This is a genomic window from Micromonospora sp. WMMC241, assembly GCF_027460165.1.
GTDB lineage: Bacteria > Actinomycetota > Actinomycetes > Mycobacteriales > Micromonosporaceae > Micromonospora > Micromonospora humi.
This window is the reverse complement of sequence record NZ_JAPZBF010000001.1, coordinates 3125957-3142962: the sequence shown is the minus strand read 5'-3', so window position 1 is coordinate 3142962 and position 17006 is coordinate 3125957. Positions and strand designations below refer to the sequence as shown.

The window sequence follows — 17006 nt, the reverse complement described above, 5'->3', positions numbered from 1 at the left end:
GCGCTCACGCCGACCGTCCCGGTCGGTCGTCGGGCCGGTGCAGCTCGGGGGTGCGTTCCGGGTCGTCCCAGAGCACCACCAGGTGGCGGCCGTTGTGTCGGTCGGCGTGCGGCTCCAGGGCGAGCGCGTCCAACCGCGCCCGCCGGGCGTGCACCGGGAGGCGCGCGATGCGTCCGTCGGCGGTCATGTCCCGGATCTCCTCCCAGAACTCCGTGTCGGACGGGCGGGTGCGGTGCCAGACGATCACCGGCAGTCCCGCCCGCAGGGCGGTCATCACTTCCTTGAAGCCGAGCGGGTTCGCCGGCGTCGGCGGCGCGCTGAGCAGCAGGGTCGACCAGCGCGGGTCGGTGGTCAGCTCGGCCTCCAGGCGGGTCAGGTACGCCGGGCCGCGCGGCCTGCTGCGGAACAGCCGGCTGTGCGCCGGCTCGGCCTGCAGGTGTTCCCACCGTCGCCGCCAGGCCCGGTGCCACTCCGGCTGCCGCAGCCGGTTGAGGCTGCGCACGACCACCGGGTAGTCCATCGCCAGCACCTTCTGTTCCAGGTGGACGCTGGCCGCCTCCTTGCGCCACCAGGCGACGTCCTCGTTGAGCAGTTCCACCGGCAGCACCAGTTCGACGGCGACGTCGGCGCGCCGGTCGGACCACTCGATCTCCATCTGCTGCACGATCCGCTCGACGGTGGTCTCCAGCTCGGCGTGCGCGACGTCGGTGAGCTGGCCGTGCCGTCGGGAGTGCCACCCCTGCGCGCCCTGCCACTGGCGGTAGTGCGAGACGGTGTAGCCGGCGCTGCCGGGGGCCAGGTCCGGCTCGACCTGGATGACCAGGTAGACGTACGGCTCGGGGGTCTGGTCGCCGGCGTTGACCTGGGCCCGGCGGCGGTCCAGGTCGGCGGTCAGCTCCAGCAGGCTGGCCTGGCGCCGGTTGCGGTGCCGGATCACCTGGGCCGTCTCGGCGTCCACCTCGTGCTCCAGCAGCACCAGGAAGAGCATGCTCGGGGGCAGCCCGCGCGGCGGGGCGTTCTGCCCGCTGAGGTAGACGAAGACGTCCCAGGCGCTGACGCACCAGGACGGGGGCGTGGCCGTCTTGTGGTCGGTGGCCCGCTGGTACAGCCAGCCGAGCGACTCCGGCCGGTGGGTGGTGAGCGCCGGTCGCAGGTCGGTCCAGTCCTCGGCGGCGAGCAGCTCGAACGCGTCGACCTCGTGCCGCAGCCGGTGCAGCGGGCCGAGCTGGGCCGCGGCCGGCTCGAAGAGCGCCACCACGTCGACCAGGGCGGCCAGGTCGCCGAGGCAGACGCGGGCCACCTCGATGCTCTGGTCGCGGGGGTTGGCGAAGTCGTTGACGCCGTGGTCGGCGAGCCTCTCGCGCAGCCTGCCGACCATGAGCCGGCGGCTGTCCGGCTCCTGCAGCAGGCGCATGCCGGAGAGCAGGTCGACCAGTTCTTCCTCGATGCGGTGTCGCTGGGCGGCGCCGGGGGACGGAAGGTGCGTCATGGGCCATCCGGTTCGTCGCACGGCGGGTGTCGGAGGTCGGCCGGTGCGGCCACGCCGGCACTGCGGCGGGCGACGGCGGACGTCCATGATCGCAGTGGGGGGAACGGTCTCACGTCGACTGTCCGGTCCCCGACACCGTTTGCATCGGTACCCTCCGATTCGTCGTGGCGGAGCACGCACCATTCTGACGCTGCGGTCAAGCGCCGGCCACGGGCCGTGGGCGCGGGTGGACTCCCGCCGACGCCCAAACGACCGTTAAGCTGCAGGGGTCCACACCCGGACGCCGCACCGGCTCACCCACCCCCACGGAGCTCATCGCGCTATGGACGTCGACCGGATCCTCCCCACCGACGAGGCCCACGACCTGCTGGACCTCGCCACCGAGCTCGCCGACCGGGAACTCGCCCCGCGGGCCGCCGGCTTCGAGGAGCGCGCCGAGTTCCCCCGCGACGTGCTGCGCACCCTGGGCCGCGCCGGCCTGCTCGGCCTGCCGTACGCCGAGGAGCACGGCGGCGCCGCCCAGCCGTACGAGGTCTACCTGCAGGTGCTGGAGATCCTCGCCAGCCGGTGGCTCGCAGTGGCCGAGGCGGTCAGCGTGCACACGCTGTCCTGCTACCCGCTGGCGCAGTTCGGCACCGACGAGCAACGCAAGCTGCTGCCCGACATGATCGGCGGGGAACTGCTCGGGGCGTACTGCCTCTCCGAGCCGCAGGGCGGCTCGGACGCGGCCTCACTGACCACCCGGGCGGTGCGCGACGGCGACGACTACGTGGTGACCGGCACCAAGGCGTGGATCACCCACGCCCGGGTCGCCGACTTCTACAACATCTTCTGCCGCACCGGCGGGCCCGGCCCGAAGGGCATCTCCTGCCTGCTCGCCGACCGCGGCACGGCCGGGATCCACCCGCAGGCCGCCGAGCGCACCATGGGCCTGCACGCCTCCCCGGTGGCGCAGATCGCCTTCGACGACGCCCGGGTGCCGGCCGAGCGGTTGCTCGGCGGCGAGGGTGCCGGCTTCACCATCGCCATGGCCGCGCTGGACTCCGGGCGCCTCGGCATCGCCGCCTGCGCGGTGGGGCTGGCGCAGGCGGCGCTGGACTACGCGGTCGGCTACGCCCGGGAACGCCGGCAGTTCGGCCGGGCGATCATCGACTTCCAGGGGCTCGGGTTCAACCTGGCCGACCACGCCACCGGCATCTCGGCGGCCCGCGCGCTCATGCTGGCCGCCGCGCGGCTGCGCGACGCCGGCCGGCCGTACTCGATCGAGGCGGCGAAGGCGAAGCTGTTCGCCACCGACCTGGCGATGCGGGTGACCACCGACGCGGTGCAGGTGCTCGGCGGCGCCGGTTACGTCGCCGACCACCCGGTCGAGCGGTACATGCGTGAGGCGAAGGTGCTGCAGATCGTCGAGGGCACCAACCAGATCCAGCGCCTGGTCATCTCCCGCGCGCTCGCCAAGGGCTAACCTGTCGCGGTGACCTTCCCCCGGATCACCGTCGACCCCGACGTCATGGGTGGTGCGCCCTGCGTGCGGCAGTCGCGCATCCCCGTGGCCACGCTGCTGGCCATGATGGCCGAGGGCATGTCCGTCACGGACATCCTCACCGACCTGCCGTTCCTCGACGAGGAGGACATGGCGGAGGTGCTGAACTACGCGGCGGACGCGGTCCGCGACCGCACGGCCCGCTGAGCGTCACGACGGCGGGGCGGGTACGCCGTGGGAGCGCTATCTCCGGTAGGTTGCACCGCGTGGAGGACATCGACCGCGCCATCGTCGCCGCGCTGACCGGCGACGGTCGGCTGTCGTACACGGACCTGGCCGAACGGGTGGGCCTGTCGGTGTCCGCCGTGCACCAGCGGGTCCGCCGGCTGGAGCAGCGTGGCGTGATCAAGGGCTACTCCGCACGCGTGTCGTTCGAGGCACTGGAGCTGCCGCTCACCGCGTTCGTGGCGATCCGGCCGTTCGACCCGTCGCAGCCCGACGACGCGCCGGAGCGGCTGGCCCACCTGCCCGAGATCGACTCCTGCTACTCGGTGGCGGGGGAGGACTTCTATCTCCTGCTGGTGCGGGTGGCCGGCCCGGCCGACCTGGAGCGGCTGCTGCAGGAGATCCGCACCTCGGCCAACGTCACCACCCGCACCACTGTGGTGCTCTCCACGCCCTACGAGAACCGGCCGCCGAAGATCAGTGCCGAGCTGTCCGGTCGGGGTCGTTCCCGTTCGGCGGCGGAGCCGGCAGGTTCCACCGCTGGATGACCCGCCGGCCGTGCTCGTGACCGAGCACGCTGAGCGTGGCGGTGTCCAGGCGCAGCAGCCCGCCCGCCGCCGGCGGCAGTCCGATCCAGCGTGCGCCGAGCACCCGCAGGCTGTGCCCGTGCCCGACCAGCGCGACGCTGCCGCGCTCGAGCAGCGGGGTGACCCGGTCGAGGACCCGGTCGAGGCGCGCGGCCACCTGCTCCGGTGACTCGCCGCCGGGGCCGCCGTCGGTCCAGATCGTCCAGTCCGGCCGCTCCTCGGTGATGGCCGCGGTGGTGCGTCCCTCGTAGTCGCCGTAGTTCCACTCGGCCAGGTCGGGGTCGGTGGCGTCGACGGTGAGCCCGGCCAGGTGCGCGGTGCGGGTGGCGCGCTGCCGAGGGCTGGACAGCACCCGCACGAAGCGCCGGCCGGTGAGCAGGGGAGCGAGCGCCCGGGCCTGTCGCTCGCCGTCGGCGGTCAGCTCGAGATCGGTGTACGAGGTGTGCCGGTGGCTGGCGCTCCAGGTGGTCTCGCCGTGCCGGACCAGCAGTATCTCGTTCACCGACCCAGTCAACCACGCCCTCGGTGCGACCGCCGGTGCACGCCTTTCAACCTATTATCCTAGGATGCATTAGAGGTGGTGCGTGGTCGCACCACGTTTCACCAGCACGGCACCGGGGACGCAACCGGGGCAACGCTCAGCCGGACGAGGAGGGCGACATGAGCTTCACCGACAAGGCGAAGAACAAGGCCCAGGAGATGAGCGGCATGGCCAAGGAGCGCATCGGCGACGTGACCGACAACGAGCGGTTGCGGGCCGAGGGCGCCAACGAGCAGAGCACGGCGCGCGCCAAGCAGGCCGGGGAGAACGTCAAGCAGGCCGGCCGCGACGTCAAGGACGCGTTCGAGAAGTGACCACGAACGAGGGCGGGCCACCGGTACTCCGGTGGCCCGCCCTCGGACGGCAGGGAGCGCGGATCAGTCGTCGCGGTGGGCGTGCCACCAGGCCTGACCGGCCTCGGGCAGGGTGTCGATCGGGTCGTAGTAGGCGTAGCGCTTGTTCAGCGCCTCCAGGTCGGCCGACTCGATCGAGGTGCGGTAGTTCTTGGTCCAGTAGGAGATGCCGCGCTCGCGGTCGTAGTCGGTGAGCATGTGCACCCAGCGCTTGCCGACGAACGGGACGTCGCAGACGATGCGCGGGGTGGCGTAGCCGGGCAGGTAGCCCATGATGTCGTGCTGGAGCTGCTGGGCGTGCCAGACCGGGACGCGCCAGTGCTCGGCGTTGGGGATCATGTCGCACATGTAGAAGTAGTACGGCAGGATGCCCGCCTCGCCCTGGAGCGCGAAGCACAGGTCGAGCAGGTCGGCGTTGGTGGCGTTGACGCCGCGCATGAGCACGCCCTGGTTGCGCACGTCGCGCACGCCCACGTCGAGGGCGGTCTGGGCGGCCTTGGCGACCAGGGGGGTGAGCGACTGGGCGTGGTTGACGTGGGTGTGGATGGCGAGGTTGACGCCGCGGCGGGCGGCGGTGCGGGCGACGCGTTCCAGGCCCTCGACCACGTCGGGCTGCAGCCAGTGCTGGGGCAGGCCCATGAGGGCCTTGGTGGCGAGCCGGATGTCGCGGATGGTTCCGATCTCGAGCAGGCGCATGAGGTAGGACTCGAGGTTGCGCCAGGGCACGTTGGCGACGTCGCCGCCGGAGACGACCACGTCGCGGACGCCGGGGTGGGCCTTGAGGTAGGCGATGTGGGCGTCGTAGCGGTCGACCGGCTTGAGGGTGAGCTTGAGCTTGTCGACGGCGGGGGTGGAGTTGCCGACCAGGTCCATGCGGGTGCAGTGCCCGCAGTACTGCGGGCAGGTGGAGAGCAGCTCGGCGAGCACCTTGGTGGGGTAGCGGTGGGTGAGGCCCTCGGCGACCCACATGTCGTGCTCGTGGAGGCTGTCGCGGCTGGCGTAGGGGTGGGACGGCCAGTCGGTGCGCCGGTCGGAGGCGACGGGGATCATGTAGCGGCGGATCGGGTCGGCGAGAAGCGCCTCGGTGGTCATCGGCGCGAACGGCACCATGGTGTTGATCATCTGGGGCGGCACCAGCATGGACATGGTGGCCAGGGCCTTCTGGTCGGCCTCCAGGTCGGCGTAGAAGGTCTCGTCGACGAGGTCACCGAGCACGGCGCGGAGCTGCTTGATGTTCTTGACGCAGTTGACCCGCTGCCACTGGGCGCTCTCCCACTGTTCGCGGGTGACGTGGCGCCAGCCGGGGAAGCGGGTCCAGTCGGGTTCGACCAGCGGGGTGCGCCGGTATTCGTAGGGTTGTCCGGCGGTGGGGACGGCGACCGGCGTGGAGCGGGGCGTCGGGATGGTCTCCACCGGTTGGGTCTGGGTCACGGCCCCTCCTCGTCTGCGGTGCGGGTTGATCAACCTTGCGAAGGCTACTGGAAAATCTGCGGTGAAGAAATTAGTCTGCCGTAAGTTTTCCCGCGACGCGAACCCTGGCCGGGGGTTCGGGCGGCTGAACATAGGGGGTCGGCGTGACGTCACCGGTGGGTCTGCACCGAGTCGTGGAACCGGCGGGGGTGCTGCCGCAGGCGGCCTGGCGCCTGGACGCCGATTCGCGGATCGCGGCGAACGAGGTGCGGATCCGGGTGGAGCGGCTGAACCTGGACGCGGCCAGTTTCCGGCAGCTCGCCGAGAAGCACGGCGGGGACGGCGAGAAGGTCCGCGCCGAGGTGCTGGAGATCATCTCGACCCGGGGGAAGATGCAGAACCCGGTGACCGGCTCCGGCGGCATGCTGATCGGCACGGTGGAGGAGGCGGGGCGCCGCTCCCCGCTGGGGCTGCGGGCGGGGGACCGGGTGGCCACGCTGGTGTCGCTGACGCTGACGCCGCTGAGCATCTCCGACGGGCTGGCCCGCTGGGACGGGCGCAGCGAGCAGGTGCCGTGCGACGGGCACGCGATCCTGTTCGCCCGCTCGATCGCCGCGGTGCTGCCGGCGGACCTGCACCCGGAGTTGTCGCTCGCGGTGCTGGACGTGTGCGGGGCGCCGGCGTTGACCGCGCGGGTGGTGGCCGAGCAGGTGGCGCGGCGGGGCCGCGAGGGTGATCCGCGTCCGGTGTCGGTGGCGGTGATCGGTGGGGCCGGTAAGAGCGGCTCGCTGTCCCTCGCGGCGGCGCGGCGGGCGGGCGCCGCTCGTACGGTCGGGGTGGTGCCGGTGGCGGCGGAGCGTGACGCCCTGGTGGCGGCCGGGTTGGCCGACGCGGTGGCCCTGGCCGACGCGCGGGATCCGGTGGGGTTGTCCACGGCGGTGACGACGGCGTTGAGCGCGCCGGCGGACGTGACGGTGGTGTGCGTGGACGTGCCGGGGTGTGAGCACGGCGCGGTGCTGGCCACGGCGGACGGCGGTACGGTGATCTTCTTCTCGATGGCGACGAGTTTCGCGGCGGCGGCGTTGGGCGCGGAGGGTCTGGCCGCGGACGTGACGATGCTGGTGGGGAACGGGTTCGTGCCGGGGCACGCGGAGCTGGCGTTGGAGTTGTTGCGCTCCGAGCCGGGGGTGCGTGGTCTGTTCGAGGCGCGGCTGGCGGCAGACTGAGGCCATGACGAACCCCTCGACGCTGTATCGCGGTGGAGTGCTGCACTGTCCGGCCGAGCCGAGCGCGACGGCGCTGTTGGTGCGCGACGGTCGGATCGCCTGGTTGGGCACGGACGCGGACGCGCCGGCTGCCGACCGGGTGGTGGAGTTGGGTGGTGCGCTGGTGACGCCGGCGTTCGTGGATGCGCACGTGCACGCGACGGACACCGGCCTGGCGTTGTCGGGGCTGGACCTGTCGGCGGTGCGGTCGGCCGGTGAGCTGTTGGCGGCGGTGTCGGCGTTCGCGGACGGGTTGCCGGGTGACGCGGTGGTGCTGGGGCACGGGTGGGACGAGTCGTGCTGGGCGGAGCCGGTGTTGCCGGACGCGGCGGCGTTGGACCGGGCGGCCGGGGGTCGCCGGGTGTACCTGTCGCAGGCGTCGATCCATTCGGCGTTGGTGTCGTCGGCGTTGCTGGCGGCGTGTCCGGACGCGGCGGGGGCGGCGGGGTTCGACGGGTCGGGGTGGTTGCGGCGCGACGCGCACCATGTGGTGCGGGCGGCGGCGTTCGCGTCGGTGACGCGGGCGCAGCGGGTGGCGGCGCAGCGTCGGGCGTTGGCGCACGCGGCGTCGTTGGGTATCGCGGCGGTGCACGAGTGCGGTGGTCCGGACATTTCCGACGAGGAGGACTTCACCGGGTTGTTGGCGGTGTCCGGTGACGGGGTGCCGGAGGTGTACGGGTACTGGGGTGAGCTGCTGGGTGCGGCGCGGGCCCGGGACCTGGGTGCGGTGGGCGCGGGTGGTGACCTGTTCGCGGACGGTGCGTTGGGGTCGCGGACGGCGCACGTGTCGGCGGCGTACCTGGATGGTGAGCCGGGGGCGTGTGGGCACGGGTACGTGTCGGCGGAGCAGGTTCGTGATCATTTGTTGGACTGTGCGGCGCACGGGATGCAGGGCGGGTTCCACGCGATCGGTGACGCGGCGATCGGGACGGTGCTGGCGGGGTTCGCGGAGGCGGCGCGGAAGCTGGGCACGGAGCGGTTGCGGGCGGCGCGGCACCGGGTGGAGCACGCGGAGATCATGAGTAAGCGGTTGATCGCCGGGTTCGTGGAGTACGGGATCGTGGCGTCGATGCAGCCGGCTTTCGACCGGTTGTGGGGCGGTTCGGGGCGGATGTACGAGTCGCGGTTGGGCCTGTCCCGGTCGTTGGAGTCGAATCCGATGGGTGCGATGCACGGGGTGGGTGTGGCGTTGGCGTTCGGGTCGGATTCGCCGGTGACGCCGCTGGACCCGTGGGGGTCGGTGCGGGCGGCGGCGGCGCATCACAACCCGTCGCAGCGGATGAGTGTGCGGGCGGCGTTCGCGGCGCACACCCGTGGCGGGTGGCGGGCGGTGCACCTGGACAACGAGGGGGTCGTGGCGTTGGGTGCGCCGGCGACGTTCGCGGTGTGGGACTCCCCGGCGGGGGTGGAGCGGGGTCTGCCGGTGTTGCAGGCCGAGGATCCGGAGGTGCGGGGGGCGGATGATCCGACTCCGCTGCCGGTGTGCCGGGCCACGGTGTTGCGCGGTGACGTGATCTATCAGGAAGGTTCTTCGTGACGGGCAAGCTTGGGTTGGATCCGGCGCTGGTGGCGCGGGCGCGGGAGTTGGCGCGCCGGGCGGGGCAGCCGGTGGTGGATCTGGCGCGTAGCCACACCACGGTGTCGGTGGAGCGGGCGGTGTTGCGGCTGGCGGGGGTGTCGGGCGCCGACCCGGACGGCATTCCGTGGGTGAACCGCCTGGTGGACGCGGTGGTGGCCGATGTGGGGCTGGGGCACGGGGTGGCGTTGCCGGTGTTCGACGCGTTGGCGCGTGAGGGCATCGCGGATGTGACGTTGCTGGCGCAGAAGGCGGCGGCCGGGTCGGTGCGGTTCGACCAGCCGTCTCCGAAGGCGGCGACGGCGGCGCGGCGGTCGTCGCGTCGGGCGGTGGCGGCGGGGATCCGGCAGATCGACAGGCGGCGCGCGGAGCGTGACCGTCTGGTGAAGCGGTTCGGGGATCCGAAGCAGCGGCCGTGGATCTATCTGATCGTGGCGACCGGGGACATCTACGAGGACATTCCGCAGGCGCAGGCGGCGGCGCGGGCCGGTGCGGACGTGATCGCGGTGATCCGGTCGACGGGGCAGTCGTTGTTGGACTACGTGCCGGAGGGCGCGACCCGGGAGGGGTTCGCCGGCACGTACGCCACGCAGGAGAACTTCCGGTTGATGCGGGCGGCGTTGGATGAGTCGTCGAGGGAGTTGGGCCGGTACGTGCGGCTGACGAACTACGCGTCGGGGCTGTGCATGCCGGAGATGGCGACCCTGGCCGGCCTGGAGCGGCTGGACATGATGCTCAACGACTCGATGTACGGGATCCTGTTCCGCGACATCAACCCGATCCGCACGTTCGTGGACCAGCGGTTCTCGCGGCAGGTGCACGCGCGGGCGGGGATCATCATCAACACCGGTGAGGACAACTACCTGACCACCGCGGACGCGGTGGACGAGGCGCACACGGTGACGGTGTCGCAGTTGTTGAACGAGTTCTTCGCGCACGAGGCGGGGTTGCCGGACCGGCTGTTGGGTCTGGGGCACGCGTTCGAGATCAACCCGGATGTGCCGGAGTCGTTGCGGTTGGAGTTGGCGCACGCGTTGTTGGCGCGGGAGTTGTTCCCGGACGCGCCGTTGAAGTGGATGCCGCCGACGAAGCACATGACCGGTGACGTGTTCCGGGGCAATCTGCTCGACGGGTTCTTCAACCTGGTCGGGGCCATGACCGGGCAGGGCATCCTGCTGGTGGGGATGATGACCGAGGCGGTGGTGACGCCGTGGTTGTCGGACCGGGACATCGCGTTGCAGAACGTGCGGTACGTGTTGGGCGCGGCGGGCGGCCTGCACGAGGACTTCGTGCCGGCGTCGGGCGGGTTCATCCAGCAGCGGGCGCACCGGGTGCTCGGTGAGGCGGTGGAGTTGCTGGAGCGCATCGGGGAGCAGTCGTTGTTGACGGCGATCGCCGAGGGCACGTTCGGGATCATGAAGCGGCCGGCGGACCGGGGCAAGGGCCTGGACGGGGTGGCGCGGCACGAGGCGAACTACTACAACCCGGCCACGGAGATCCTGGAGCAGCCGGCATGAGCGAGCGCACCGAGCGAAGCGAGGGCCGTGAGCGCACGCCCGGCCAGCACAGCATGAGCGAGAAGAAGGTCGTGCGGCCGTACGGGGACACCACCGGTGACGGCATGGTGCAGGTGTCGTTCACGTTGCCGGTGCCGCACGACAAGCGGGCCGAGGGCGCGGCGGTGCAGTTGGCCAACAAGATGGGCATGGACCCGGCGATGCTGGTGCACGCCAAGCCGATCGGCGACGGGTTCACGTTCTTCGTGGTGTACGGGCGGGTGAACCACCTGGTGGACCTGGACAAGGTGCAGGTGGTGGAGCGGGACTTCCCGCTGCTGTCGGCCAAGGAGGTCAACGCGGTGGTGAAGCAGAAGATGCGCCGCAAGTTGTCGGTGGTGGGGGCGTGCATCGGCACCGACGCGCACACGGTGGGCATCGACGCGATCCTGAACGTCAAGGGCATCGCCGGGGAGAAGGGCCTGGAGTACTACCGGGAGTTGAAGGTCAGCAACCTGGGCGCGCAGGTGAGCGTGCCGGAGCTGGTCGAGGCGGCCCGGCAGGAGAAGGCCGACGCGGTGCTGGTGTCGCAGGTGGTGACGCAGCGCGACGCGCACCTGCACAACACGCGGGAGATGTCGGCGGCGTTCCGGGAGGCCATGCCGGCGGGGAAGCGGCCGCTGTTGATCGTGGGCGGGCCGCGCTTCGACGAGTCGATGACCGGTGAGCTGGGCGTGGACCGGATCTTCGGTCGCGGCACCACGCCGGGCGAGGTGGCCAGCTACCTCGTGCACGCGTTGATCACTTCCAGGAAGGCGAGCAGTTGAGCGAGCAGGATCCCCGGCTGGGGTTGACCGTGACGCACCGCCGGTACGTGCCGTACGCGCACGCGCACTACGCGGGGAACCTGGTCGACGGGGCGTACGCGTTGGGGTTGTTCGGTGACGTGGCCACCGAGGTGTGCATCCGCACCGACGGCGACGAGGGTCTGTTCGCCGGCTATTCGGATGTGCGGTTCACCGCGCCGATCCGCGCCGGGGACGTGGTGGAGGTGACGGCGCAGGTCGCCCGGGTGGGTTCGCGCAGCCGGACGCTGGAGTTGAGCTGCGCGGTGGTGTGCCGGGGCCGCCCGGAGCGGGGCGAGTCGGCGGCGGAGGTGCTGGATCCCCCGATCGTGGCGGTCACCGCGACCGGCACGGTGGTCGTGCCGCCGGCCCCGTGAGCGCGAGGAGCGAGCCGATCCTGCGAGCCCCGCAGTCGCGAACGAAAGACGACACCGTGAGCGCGAGGAGCGAGCCGATCCTGCGAGCCCCGCAGTCGCGAACGAAAGACGACGGCGTGAGCGCGGGGAACGGGACGGAGGGCGGCGCCGCGTGAGGGCCGCGGTCTGCGCCGACGTGGGGTCGACGTACACGAAGGCGGCGGTGGTCGACCTCGACGGCGGGCGGCTGGTCGGCGCGGCGTCCGCGCCGACGACGGTGGGCACGGACGTGCTGCACGGCCTGGACGCCGCGGTCGGCGCGGCCACCGCGTCGGCGGGCGTGGGTGAGGTGCCGTGGTACGTGTGCTCGTCGGCCGGTGGTGGGCTGCGGCTGGCCGTGATCGGCTACGAGCCGCTGGTCACCGCGCAGGCGGGTCGGCGGGTGGGCCTGTCGGCGGGGGCGAACGTGGTGCACGTGGCCGCCGGGCGTCTCGGCGCGGCGGAGCTGGCGGCGTTGCGGGCGGCCCGTCCGGATGTGGTGTTGCTGGTCGGCGGCACCGACGGCGGTGACGCGGACACGTTGACGCACAACGCGACGCGGCTGGCGCGGGCCCGCTGGCGGGTGCCGGTGGTCCTGGCGGGCAACGTCGACGCCCGCGCCGGGCTGCACGCGCTGCTCGCCGACGCGAAGGTGCCGGTGACCGTGGCGGACAACGTGCTGCCGCGCATCGGGGTGCTGGCGCCGGCGTCGGCGCGCGCGGCGATCCGGGAGGTGTTCCTGCGGCACGTCATCGGCGGCAAGAAACTGTCGCGCGGTGCGCGGTTCGCGCGGCTGGTCCGCGCGGCGACCCCGGACGCGGTGCTCACCGGCGTGGAGGTCCTCGCCGACACGCTCGGCGGTGACCTGGCGGTGGTGGACGTCGGCGGCGCCACCACCGACGTGTACTCGGTGCTCACCCCCGACGAGCGGGCCGAGGGTCCGGGTCGGGAGGTCACCGGCACGCTGTGGCGGGCCCGCACCGTGGAGGGGGACCTGGGGATGCGGTGGTCCGCGCCGGGGGTGGTGCGCGCCGCCGCCGAGGAGCGGCTGCTCGCCCCCGGGGAACAGGAGACCCTGGCCGCGGCGGCCGCGGTGCGGGCCGCCGACCCGGGGTTCCTGCCCGGCGGGGACGCCGACCGGGCCGCGGACCGGCGGATCGCGGCGCTGGCCGCGACCGTGGCGGTGCGCCGGCACGCCCGCGGCGCGGCGACCGGGGAACGTGCCGGGCGGGACCTGCGGGAGGTGCGGCTGCTCGTCGGCTCCGGTGGGGTGCTGCGCCACGGCGACGCCGCCGACGCGGGTGCGGTGCTCGACGCGGTGCTGACCGACCATGCCGGCGGGTGGCCGTTGCCGCGCGCGGCCCGGCCGGTCGTCGACGTCGACTACGTGCTGGCCGCGGCCGGGCTGCTCGCCGCCGAGCATCCGGGCGCGGCCGTCGCGGTGCTGCGCCGGCACCTCGGCGCCTGAGTCGAGGCGTCCACCCATCGAGACGCGCCGACGCGACACGCCGTGGCGCAACACACGACAGGCCGGGGTGGGTTGACAGCGGCGGGGGTGCACGCCGTACCGTCTTTGAGTCCTACCACGGGAAGCGGCTGTTGTTCGTTTCGTCCTCTCGTCCGCTGGCCGAGTGACCGGAAGGTTGCGGCGGCCAGGTCCAGCGGGCGGGGGTCGGCGGGACGGCGCGAACCGGTCGCGGTTACCGGTGTACGGGCAGGGTGTGAGGAACGGCCAGTAGACAACGGCCAGGCGGGGGCAGCCAGTCCACGTCCGGTCGGTCCGAAGGTCGGCGCCGATCACTCTCGCCCCACCGGCCGGGGAGGGCCTGGGAGCATCGGGGCGCGGCTTAGGCCGCGCCCCGATTTCCGTCTCCGGGCCGCCCGCGGGCCGGCAGGCGCCCACGCCGGGTAGCCTTCGGCCCGTGATCGTGGTGAGGTGCCGGTGACGACGCTCGAGCAGGACCAGCCGCGTGCCACCGACGGGGCACGTCCGCACGCCGGTGGGCGTCCGCTGCCGTTGACGGTGGCCGTGCCGGCGGCCGTGGCGGCCGGGTTGGCGCTGCTGGCGGCGTTCCCGCCGTACGGTTTGTGGCCGCTCGCGCCGGTCGGGGTGGCGTTGCTGGCCGCCGCGGCGCACCGGCGTCGGTTGCGCGCCGGCGCCGGGCTGGGGTTCCTGGCCGGGGTGGCGCTGTTCGCGCCGCTGCTGGAGTGGACGAACCTGCACACCGGCTGGCTGCCGTGGGCGCTGCTGTCGCTGCTGCAGGCCGGCTATCTGGCGCTGCTCGGCGCCGCCACGGCCTGGGTGTCGCCGCTTGTCGACCGGTGGCGGGCGGCGTGGCCGCTGCTGACCGGCGTGCTGTGGGTCGGGCAGGAGGCGCTGCGCGACCGCACCCCGTTCGGCGGGTTCCCGTGGGGGCGGTTGGCGTTCAGCCAGGACACCTCGCCGCTGCTGCGCCTCGCCGCGCTCGGCGGCGCGCCGCTGGTCACGTTCGCCGTCGCGCTCGCCGGTGGGATCCTGCTCACCGCCGCCTGGCGGGACTGGCGGCGGCCGGCCGGGCAGTGGCGGCCGGTGGCCGGCCTCACCGCCGCGCTGGTGGCGCTGCTCGCCGCCGGACCGGTCGTCCCGGCGGGGGTACGCGGCGCCGGCGACACCGTCACCGTCGCGATCGTGCAGGGCAACGTGCCGCGCCTCGGCCTGGACTTCAACGCGCAGCGTCAGGCGGTGCTCAACAACCACGTCGACGCCACCCTGAAACTGGCCGAACGGGTCATCCAGGGCGCGCAGGCACGCCCCGACCTGGTGGTGTGGCCGGAGAACTCCAGCGACATCGACCCGCTGCGCAACCCCGGCGCCGGCTACCGGATCTCCCAGGCCGCCGACGCGATCGGCGCGCCGATCCTCGTCGGCGCGGTGCTGCTCGGTCCCGGCCAGGGGGAGGTCCGCAACGCCGGCCTGCTGTGGCGCCCCGGCAGCGGCGCCGACCTGGGCCAGGTGTACACCAAGCGGCACCCGGTGCCGTTCGCCGAGTACGTGCCGCTGCGCTCCATCGCCCGCAAGGTCAGCGCCGAGGTCGACCGGGTCCGCTCCGACTTCGTCCCCGGGGACCGCCCCGGCGTGCTGGACGCCGGCGCGGCCACCCTCGGTGACGTGATCTGCTTCGAGGTCGCCTACGACGGCATCGTCCGCGACACCGTCACCGGCGGCGCGCAGCTGCTGGTGGTGCAGACCAACAACGCCACCTTCGACGTGGCCGAGGCCCGCCAGCAGCTGGCCATGGTGCGGCTGCGCGCCGTCGAGCACGGCCGCGCGGCGTTGATGTCCTCCACGGTCGGGGTGTCCGGGTTCGTTTCCCCCGACGGGCGGGTAGACGGTGCCACCGGGTTCAACACCGCCGAGGTGGTGGTGCGGCAGATGCGACTCGGGGACGGGCGTACCCCGGCCACGACGGTCGGGGTGTGGCCGGAGGTGGCGCTCGCGGCCCTCGCGGTCGCGGCCCTGGCCGGCGCGGCCGTGGCACGCCGCCGCCGGGAGGTCACGCCCGGCTGAGGCGACGGAAGGCGGTGCGACGGTGGGTGCGGCAGCCGGCCATCCCGGGGTGGGGCGGGTCCTCGTGGTCATCCCCACCTACAACGAGGCGGACAACGTGCGCCACGTCGTCGCCCGGGTCCGCGCCGCGGCGCCCGCGGTGGACGTGCTCGTCGCCGACGACAACAGCCCCGACGGCACCGGCGGCATCGCCGACGCGCTGGCCGGCGTCGACACGCAGGTGCACGTGCTGCACCGGCCCGGCAAGGACGGCCTGGGCGCGGCGTACCTGGCCGGGTTCGCGTGGGCGCGCGAGCGCGGCTACGACGCGGTGGTGGAGATGGACGCCGACGGTTCGCACGCCCCGGAGGACCTGCCGGCGCTGCTGCACGCCGCCCGCGACGCCGACGTGGTGATCGGCTCGCGGTGGACACGCGGCGCGCGGGTGCTGAACTGGCCGTGGCGGCGGCTGCTGCTGTCGCGGGTGGGCAACCTGTACGCGCGGGTTGCGTTGGGCATGCCGGTCAGCGACGCCACCGGCGGCTACCGGGTGTACCGGTCGGCGGCGTTGGACGCCATCGACCTGGGTTCGGTGCGCTCGCAGGGCTACGCGTTCCAGGTGGAGCTGTCGCGGCTGGCGCACCGGGCCGGGGTGCGCATCGTCGAGGTGCCGATCACGTTCGCCGAACGGGAGCACGGTGACAGCAAGATGAGCCCGCTGATCGTGGCGGAGGCGCTGTGGCGGGTCACCCGGTGGGGGGTGCGGGACCGCCGGGCGGCGGTGCGGGGCCGGCCGCGGGCGTTGGCCCGGTGGCCGTGAGCGCGGGCGTGTCATGCTGGAGGGGCGTGAGGACACACCGGGCGGATGGGGTGAGATGCGCCGAGGACTCAGATTCGTACCACCGGCTCTGCTGCTGCTGACGCTGCTGGAGCTGGCCGTTTTCGTGCTGGTCGGGCGGGCCGTCGGGTTCGGCGCGGCGCTGCTGCTGGTGTTCGCCGCGTCGCTGCTGGGGCTGGTGCTGCTGCGCCGCGAGGGGATGCGGGCGTGGCGCGGGTTCCGGGCCGCCGCGCAGGCCGGCCAGCCGCCCGGCGCGCAGGTCACCGACGGTCTGGTCGGGTTGGCCGGCGCGCTGCTGTTGGCGCTGCCCGGCCTGGTCAGCGGCGTCGTGGGCCTGCTGCTGCTGGTGCCGCCGCTGCGCCGCCTCGCCGGCGGCGGGGTGCGCCGGGCCACCGAGCGGCGGGTGTCGTCGATGGTCGCCGGTGACCTGTTCGGCCCGCGCCGGGTGCGGGTCTATCCCGGCGCGCCGCAACCGGCACCCACCACCGTGCAGCCGCCGGCCGGGCCGCAGCAGCAGCCCGGCCCGGCGATCGAAGGGGAGATCGTGGACCGCTGAGCGCGGCGCAACCGCCCAGACGTGACGAAAGCGCCCCCGGGATGATCCCGGGGGCGCTTTCGACGCATCAGGTGCTCAGGCGCGACCGCGGCGGGTGCGGACCTCCTGCAGCCGCTCGGCGAGGATGTCCTCCAGCTCGGCGATCGAACGCCGCTCCAGCAGCATGTCCCAGTGGGTGCGCGGCGGCTTGGCCTTCTTCTGCTCCGGCTCGCTGCCGTCGACCAGCCGGGCGACGCTGCCGTCGAACTTGCACTCCCAGGTCGTGGGGACCTCGGCGTCGACGGCGAACGGCACCTCGAACTGGTGGCCCTTGGCGCACAGGTACTCGCGGGTCTGACGCGGCGCGAGCTCCGTGTTGCGGTCGGATTCGTAGCTGACCGCGCCCAGCCGGCTACCGCGCAGCATACGCTCGCCCATGATC

17 protein-coding genes are annotated in these 17006 nt (G+C 73.2%); 13 read left to right on the top strand and 4 right to left on the bottom strand.

Features of this window, described 5'->3' with window-relative positions:
* Positions 1–4 precede the first annotated feature (4 nt).
* Positions 5–1489 carry a VMAP-C domain-containing protein gene (locus O7598_RS14660; protein WP_269691899.1) on the bottom strand — a complete coding sequence of 495 codons (1485 nt, stop codon included), beginning with the start codon at positions 1487–1489 and terminating at the stop codon, positions 5–7.
* 322 nt (positions 1490–1811) lie between these two features.
* On the opposite strand from O7598_RS14660, the gene O7598_RS14655 reads away from it, so the two are divergent.
* The 3 genes from O7598_RS14655 to O7598_RS14645 are packed head-to-tail and all read left to right on the top strand — an operon-like array spanning position 1812 to position 3745.
* The gene (locus O7598_RS14655) at positions 1812–2954 is read left to right on the top strand and encodes an acyl-CoA dehydrogenase family protein (RefSeq protein ID WP_269691898.1); all 1143 of its coding nucleotides are present in this window, start codon (positions 1812–1814) and stop codon (positions 2952–2954) included.
* 9 nt (positions 2955–2963) lie between these two features.
* Positions 2964–3179 (top strand): DUF433 domain-containing protein, encoded by a 216-nt coding sequence (locus O7598_RS14650; protein ID WP_013286269.1) that lies wholly within the window; start codon positions 2964–2966, stop codon positions 3177–3179.
* Positions 3180–3238: 59 nt separating this feature from the next.
* Positions 3239–3745: an Lrp/AsnC family transcriptional regulator gene (locus O7598_RS14645; protein WP_091057367.1), complete on the top strand. Its 507-nt coding sequence runs from the start codon at positions 3239–3241 to the stop codon at positions 3743–3745.
* Here O7598_RS14645 and O7598_RS14640 read toward each other — a convergent pair.
* The gene (locus O7598_RS14640; protein WP_269691897.1) at positions 3675–4286 is read right to left on the bottom strand and encodes a histidine phosphatase family protein; all 612 of its coding nucleotides are present in this window, start codon (positions 4284–4286) and stop codon (positions 3675–3677) included. The genes O7598_RS14645 and O7598_RS14640 overlap by 71 nt on opposite strands.
* 158 nt (positions 4287–4444) lie before the next feature.
* On the opposite strand from O7598_RS14640, the gene O7598_RS14635 reads away from it, so the two are divergent.
* Positions 4445–4639: a CsbD family protein gene (locus tag O7598_RS14635; RefSeq protein ID WP_269691896.1), complete on the top strand. Its 195-nt coding sequence runs from the start codon at positions 4445–4447 to the stop codon at positions 4637–4639.
* 63 nt (positions 4640–4702) lie between these two features.
* Here the strand turns inward: O7598_RS14635 and O7598_RS14630 are convergent, their stop codons facing one another.
* Complete coding sequence (locus O7598_RS14630; protein WP_269691895.1) at positions 4703–6109, bottom strand: KamA family radical SAM protein; 1407 nt, start codon at positions 6107–6109, stop codon at positions 4703–4705.
* A 143-nt stretch (positions 6110–6252) separates the two neighbouring features.
* Here O7598_RS14630 and O7598_RS14625 point away from each other — a divergent pair, with 143 nt between their 5' ends.
* The 9 genes from O7598_RS14625 to O7598_RS14585 all read left to right on the top strand — a co-directional run bounded on the left by O7598_RS14625 (position 6253) and on the right by O7598_RS14585 (position 16585).
* On the top strand, positions 6253–7314 hold the full coding sequence (locus O7598_RS14625; protein ID WP_269691894.1) for a zinc-binding alcohol dehydrogenase: 1062 nt from the start codon (positions 6253–6255) through the stop codon (positions 7312–7314).
* Positions 7315–7318: 4 nt separating this feature from the next.
* Positions 7319–8890, top strand: a complete 1572-nt coding sequence (locus O7598_RS14620) for an amidohydrolase (RefSeq protein ID WP_269691893.1) — start codon at positions 7319–7321, stop codon at positions 8888–8890.
* The gene (locus O7598_RS14615) at positions 8887–10446 is read left to right on the top strand and encodes a lysine 5,6-aminomutase subunit alpha (protein WP_269691892.1); all 1560 of its coding nucleotides are present in this window, start codon (positions 8887–8889) and stop codon (positions 10444–10446) included. Before O7598_RS14620 ends, O7598_RS14615 begins: the two co-directional genes overlap by 4 nt.
* A gap of 53 nt (positions 10447–10499) precedes the next feature.
* Positions 10500–11252, top strand: a complete 753-nt coding sequence (locus O7598_RS14610; RefSeq protein WP_269694869.1) for an OAM dimerization domain-containing protein — start codon at positions 10500–10502, stop codon at positions 11250–11252.
* Positions 11249–11647, top strand: a complete 399-nt coding sequence (locus tag O7598_RS14605) for a hotdog domain-containing protein (RefSeq protein WP_269691891.1) — start codon at positions 11249–11251, stop codon at positions 11645–11647. Before O7598_RS14610 ends, O7598_RS14605 begins: the two co-directional genes overlap by 4 nt.
* A gap of 151 nt (positions 11648–11798) precedes the next feature.
* Positions 11799–13133 (top strand): glutamate mutase L, encoded by a 1335-nt coding sequence (locus O7598_RS14600; RefSeq protein ID WP_269691890.1) that lies wholly within the window; start codon positions 11799–11801, stop codon positions 13131–13133.
* A gap of 474 nt (positions 13134–13607) precedes the next feature.
* Positions 13608–15212: an apolipoprotein N-acyltransferase gene (lnt, locus tag O7598_RS14595; RefSeq protein ID WP_269691889.1), complete on the top strand. Its 1605-nt coding sequence runs from the start codon at positions 13608–13610 to the stop codon at positions 15210–15212.
* A gap of 22 nt (positions 15213–15234) precedes the next feature.
* Entirely contained in the window at positions 15235–16011 is a 777-nt protein-coding gene (locus O7598_RS14590) for a polyprenol monophosphomannose synthase (protein WP_091057327.1), read from the top strand.
* 55 nt (positions 16012–16066) lie between these two features.
* Positions 16067–16585, top strand: coding sequence for an FxsA family protein (locus O7598_RS14585; RefSeq protein WP_269691888.1), 519 nt, complete (start codon positions 16067–16069; stop codon positions 16583–16585).
* 75 nt (positions 16586–16660) lie between these two features.
* Here the strand turns inward: O7598_RS14585 and O7598_RS14580 are convergent, their stop codons facing one another.
* Entirely contained in the window at positions 16661–17002 is a 342-nt protein-coding gene (locus tag O7598_RS14580) for an RNA polymerase-binding protein RbpA (protein ID WP_046564157.1), read from the bottom strand.
* Positions 17003–17006: the final 4 nt, after the last annotated feature.

Coding starts and splice junctions, on each gene's coding strand:
- O7598_RS14655 (WP_269691898.1), top strand. CDS start 1,812: ATGGACGTCGACCGGATCCTCCCCACCGACGAGGCCCACGACCTGCTG.
- O7598_RS14610 (WP_269694869.1), top strand. CDS start 10,500: ATGAGCGAGAAGAAGGTCGTGCGGCCGTACGGGGACACCACCGGTGAC.
- O7598_RS14620 (WP_269691893.1), top strand. CDS start 7,319: ATGACGAACCCCTCGACGCTGTATCGCGGTGGAGTGCTGCACTGTCCG.
- O7598_RS14635 (WP_269691896.1), top strand. CDS start 4,445: ATGAGCTTCACCGACAAGGCGAAGAACAAGGCCCAGGAGATGAGCGGC.
- O7598_RS14660 (WP_269691899.1), bottom strand. CDS start 1,489: ATGACGCACCTTCCGTCCCCCGGCGCCGCCCAGCGACACCGCATCGAG.
- O7598_RS14585 (WP_269691888.1), top strand. CDS start 16,067: ATGCGCCGAGGACTCAGATTCGTACCACCGGCTCTGCTGCTGCTGACG.
- O7598_RS14580 (WP_046564157.1), bottom strand. CDS start 17,002: ATGGGCGAGCGTATGCTGCGCGGTAGCCGGCTGGGCGCGGTCAGCTAC.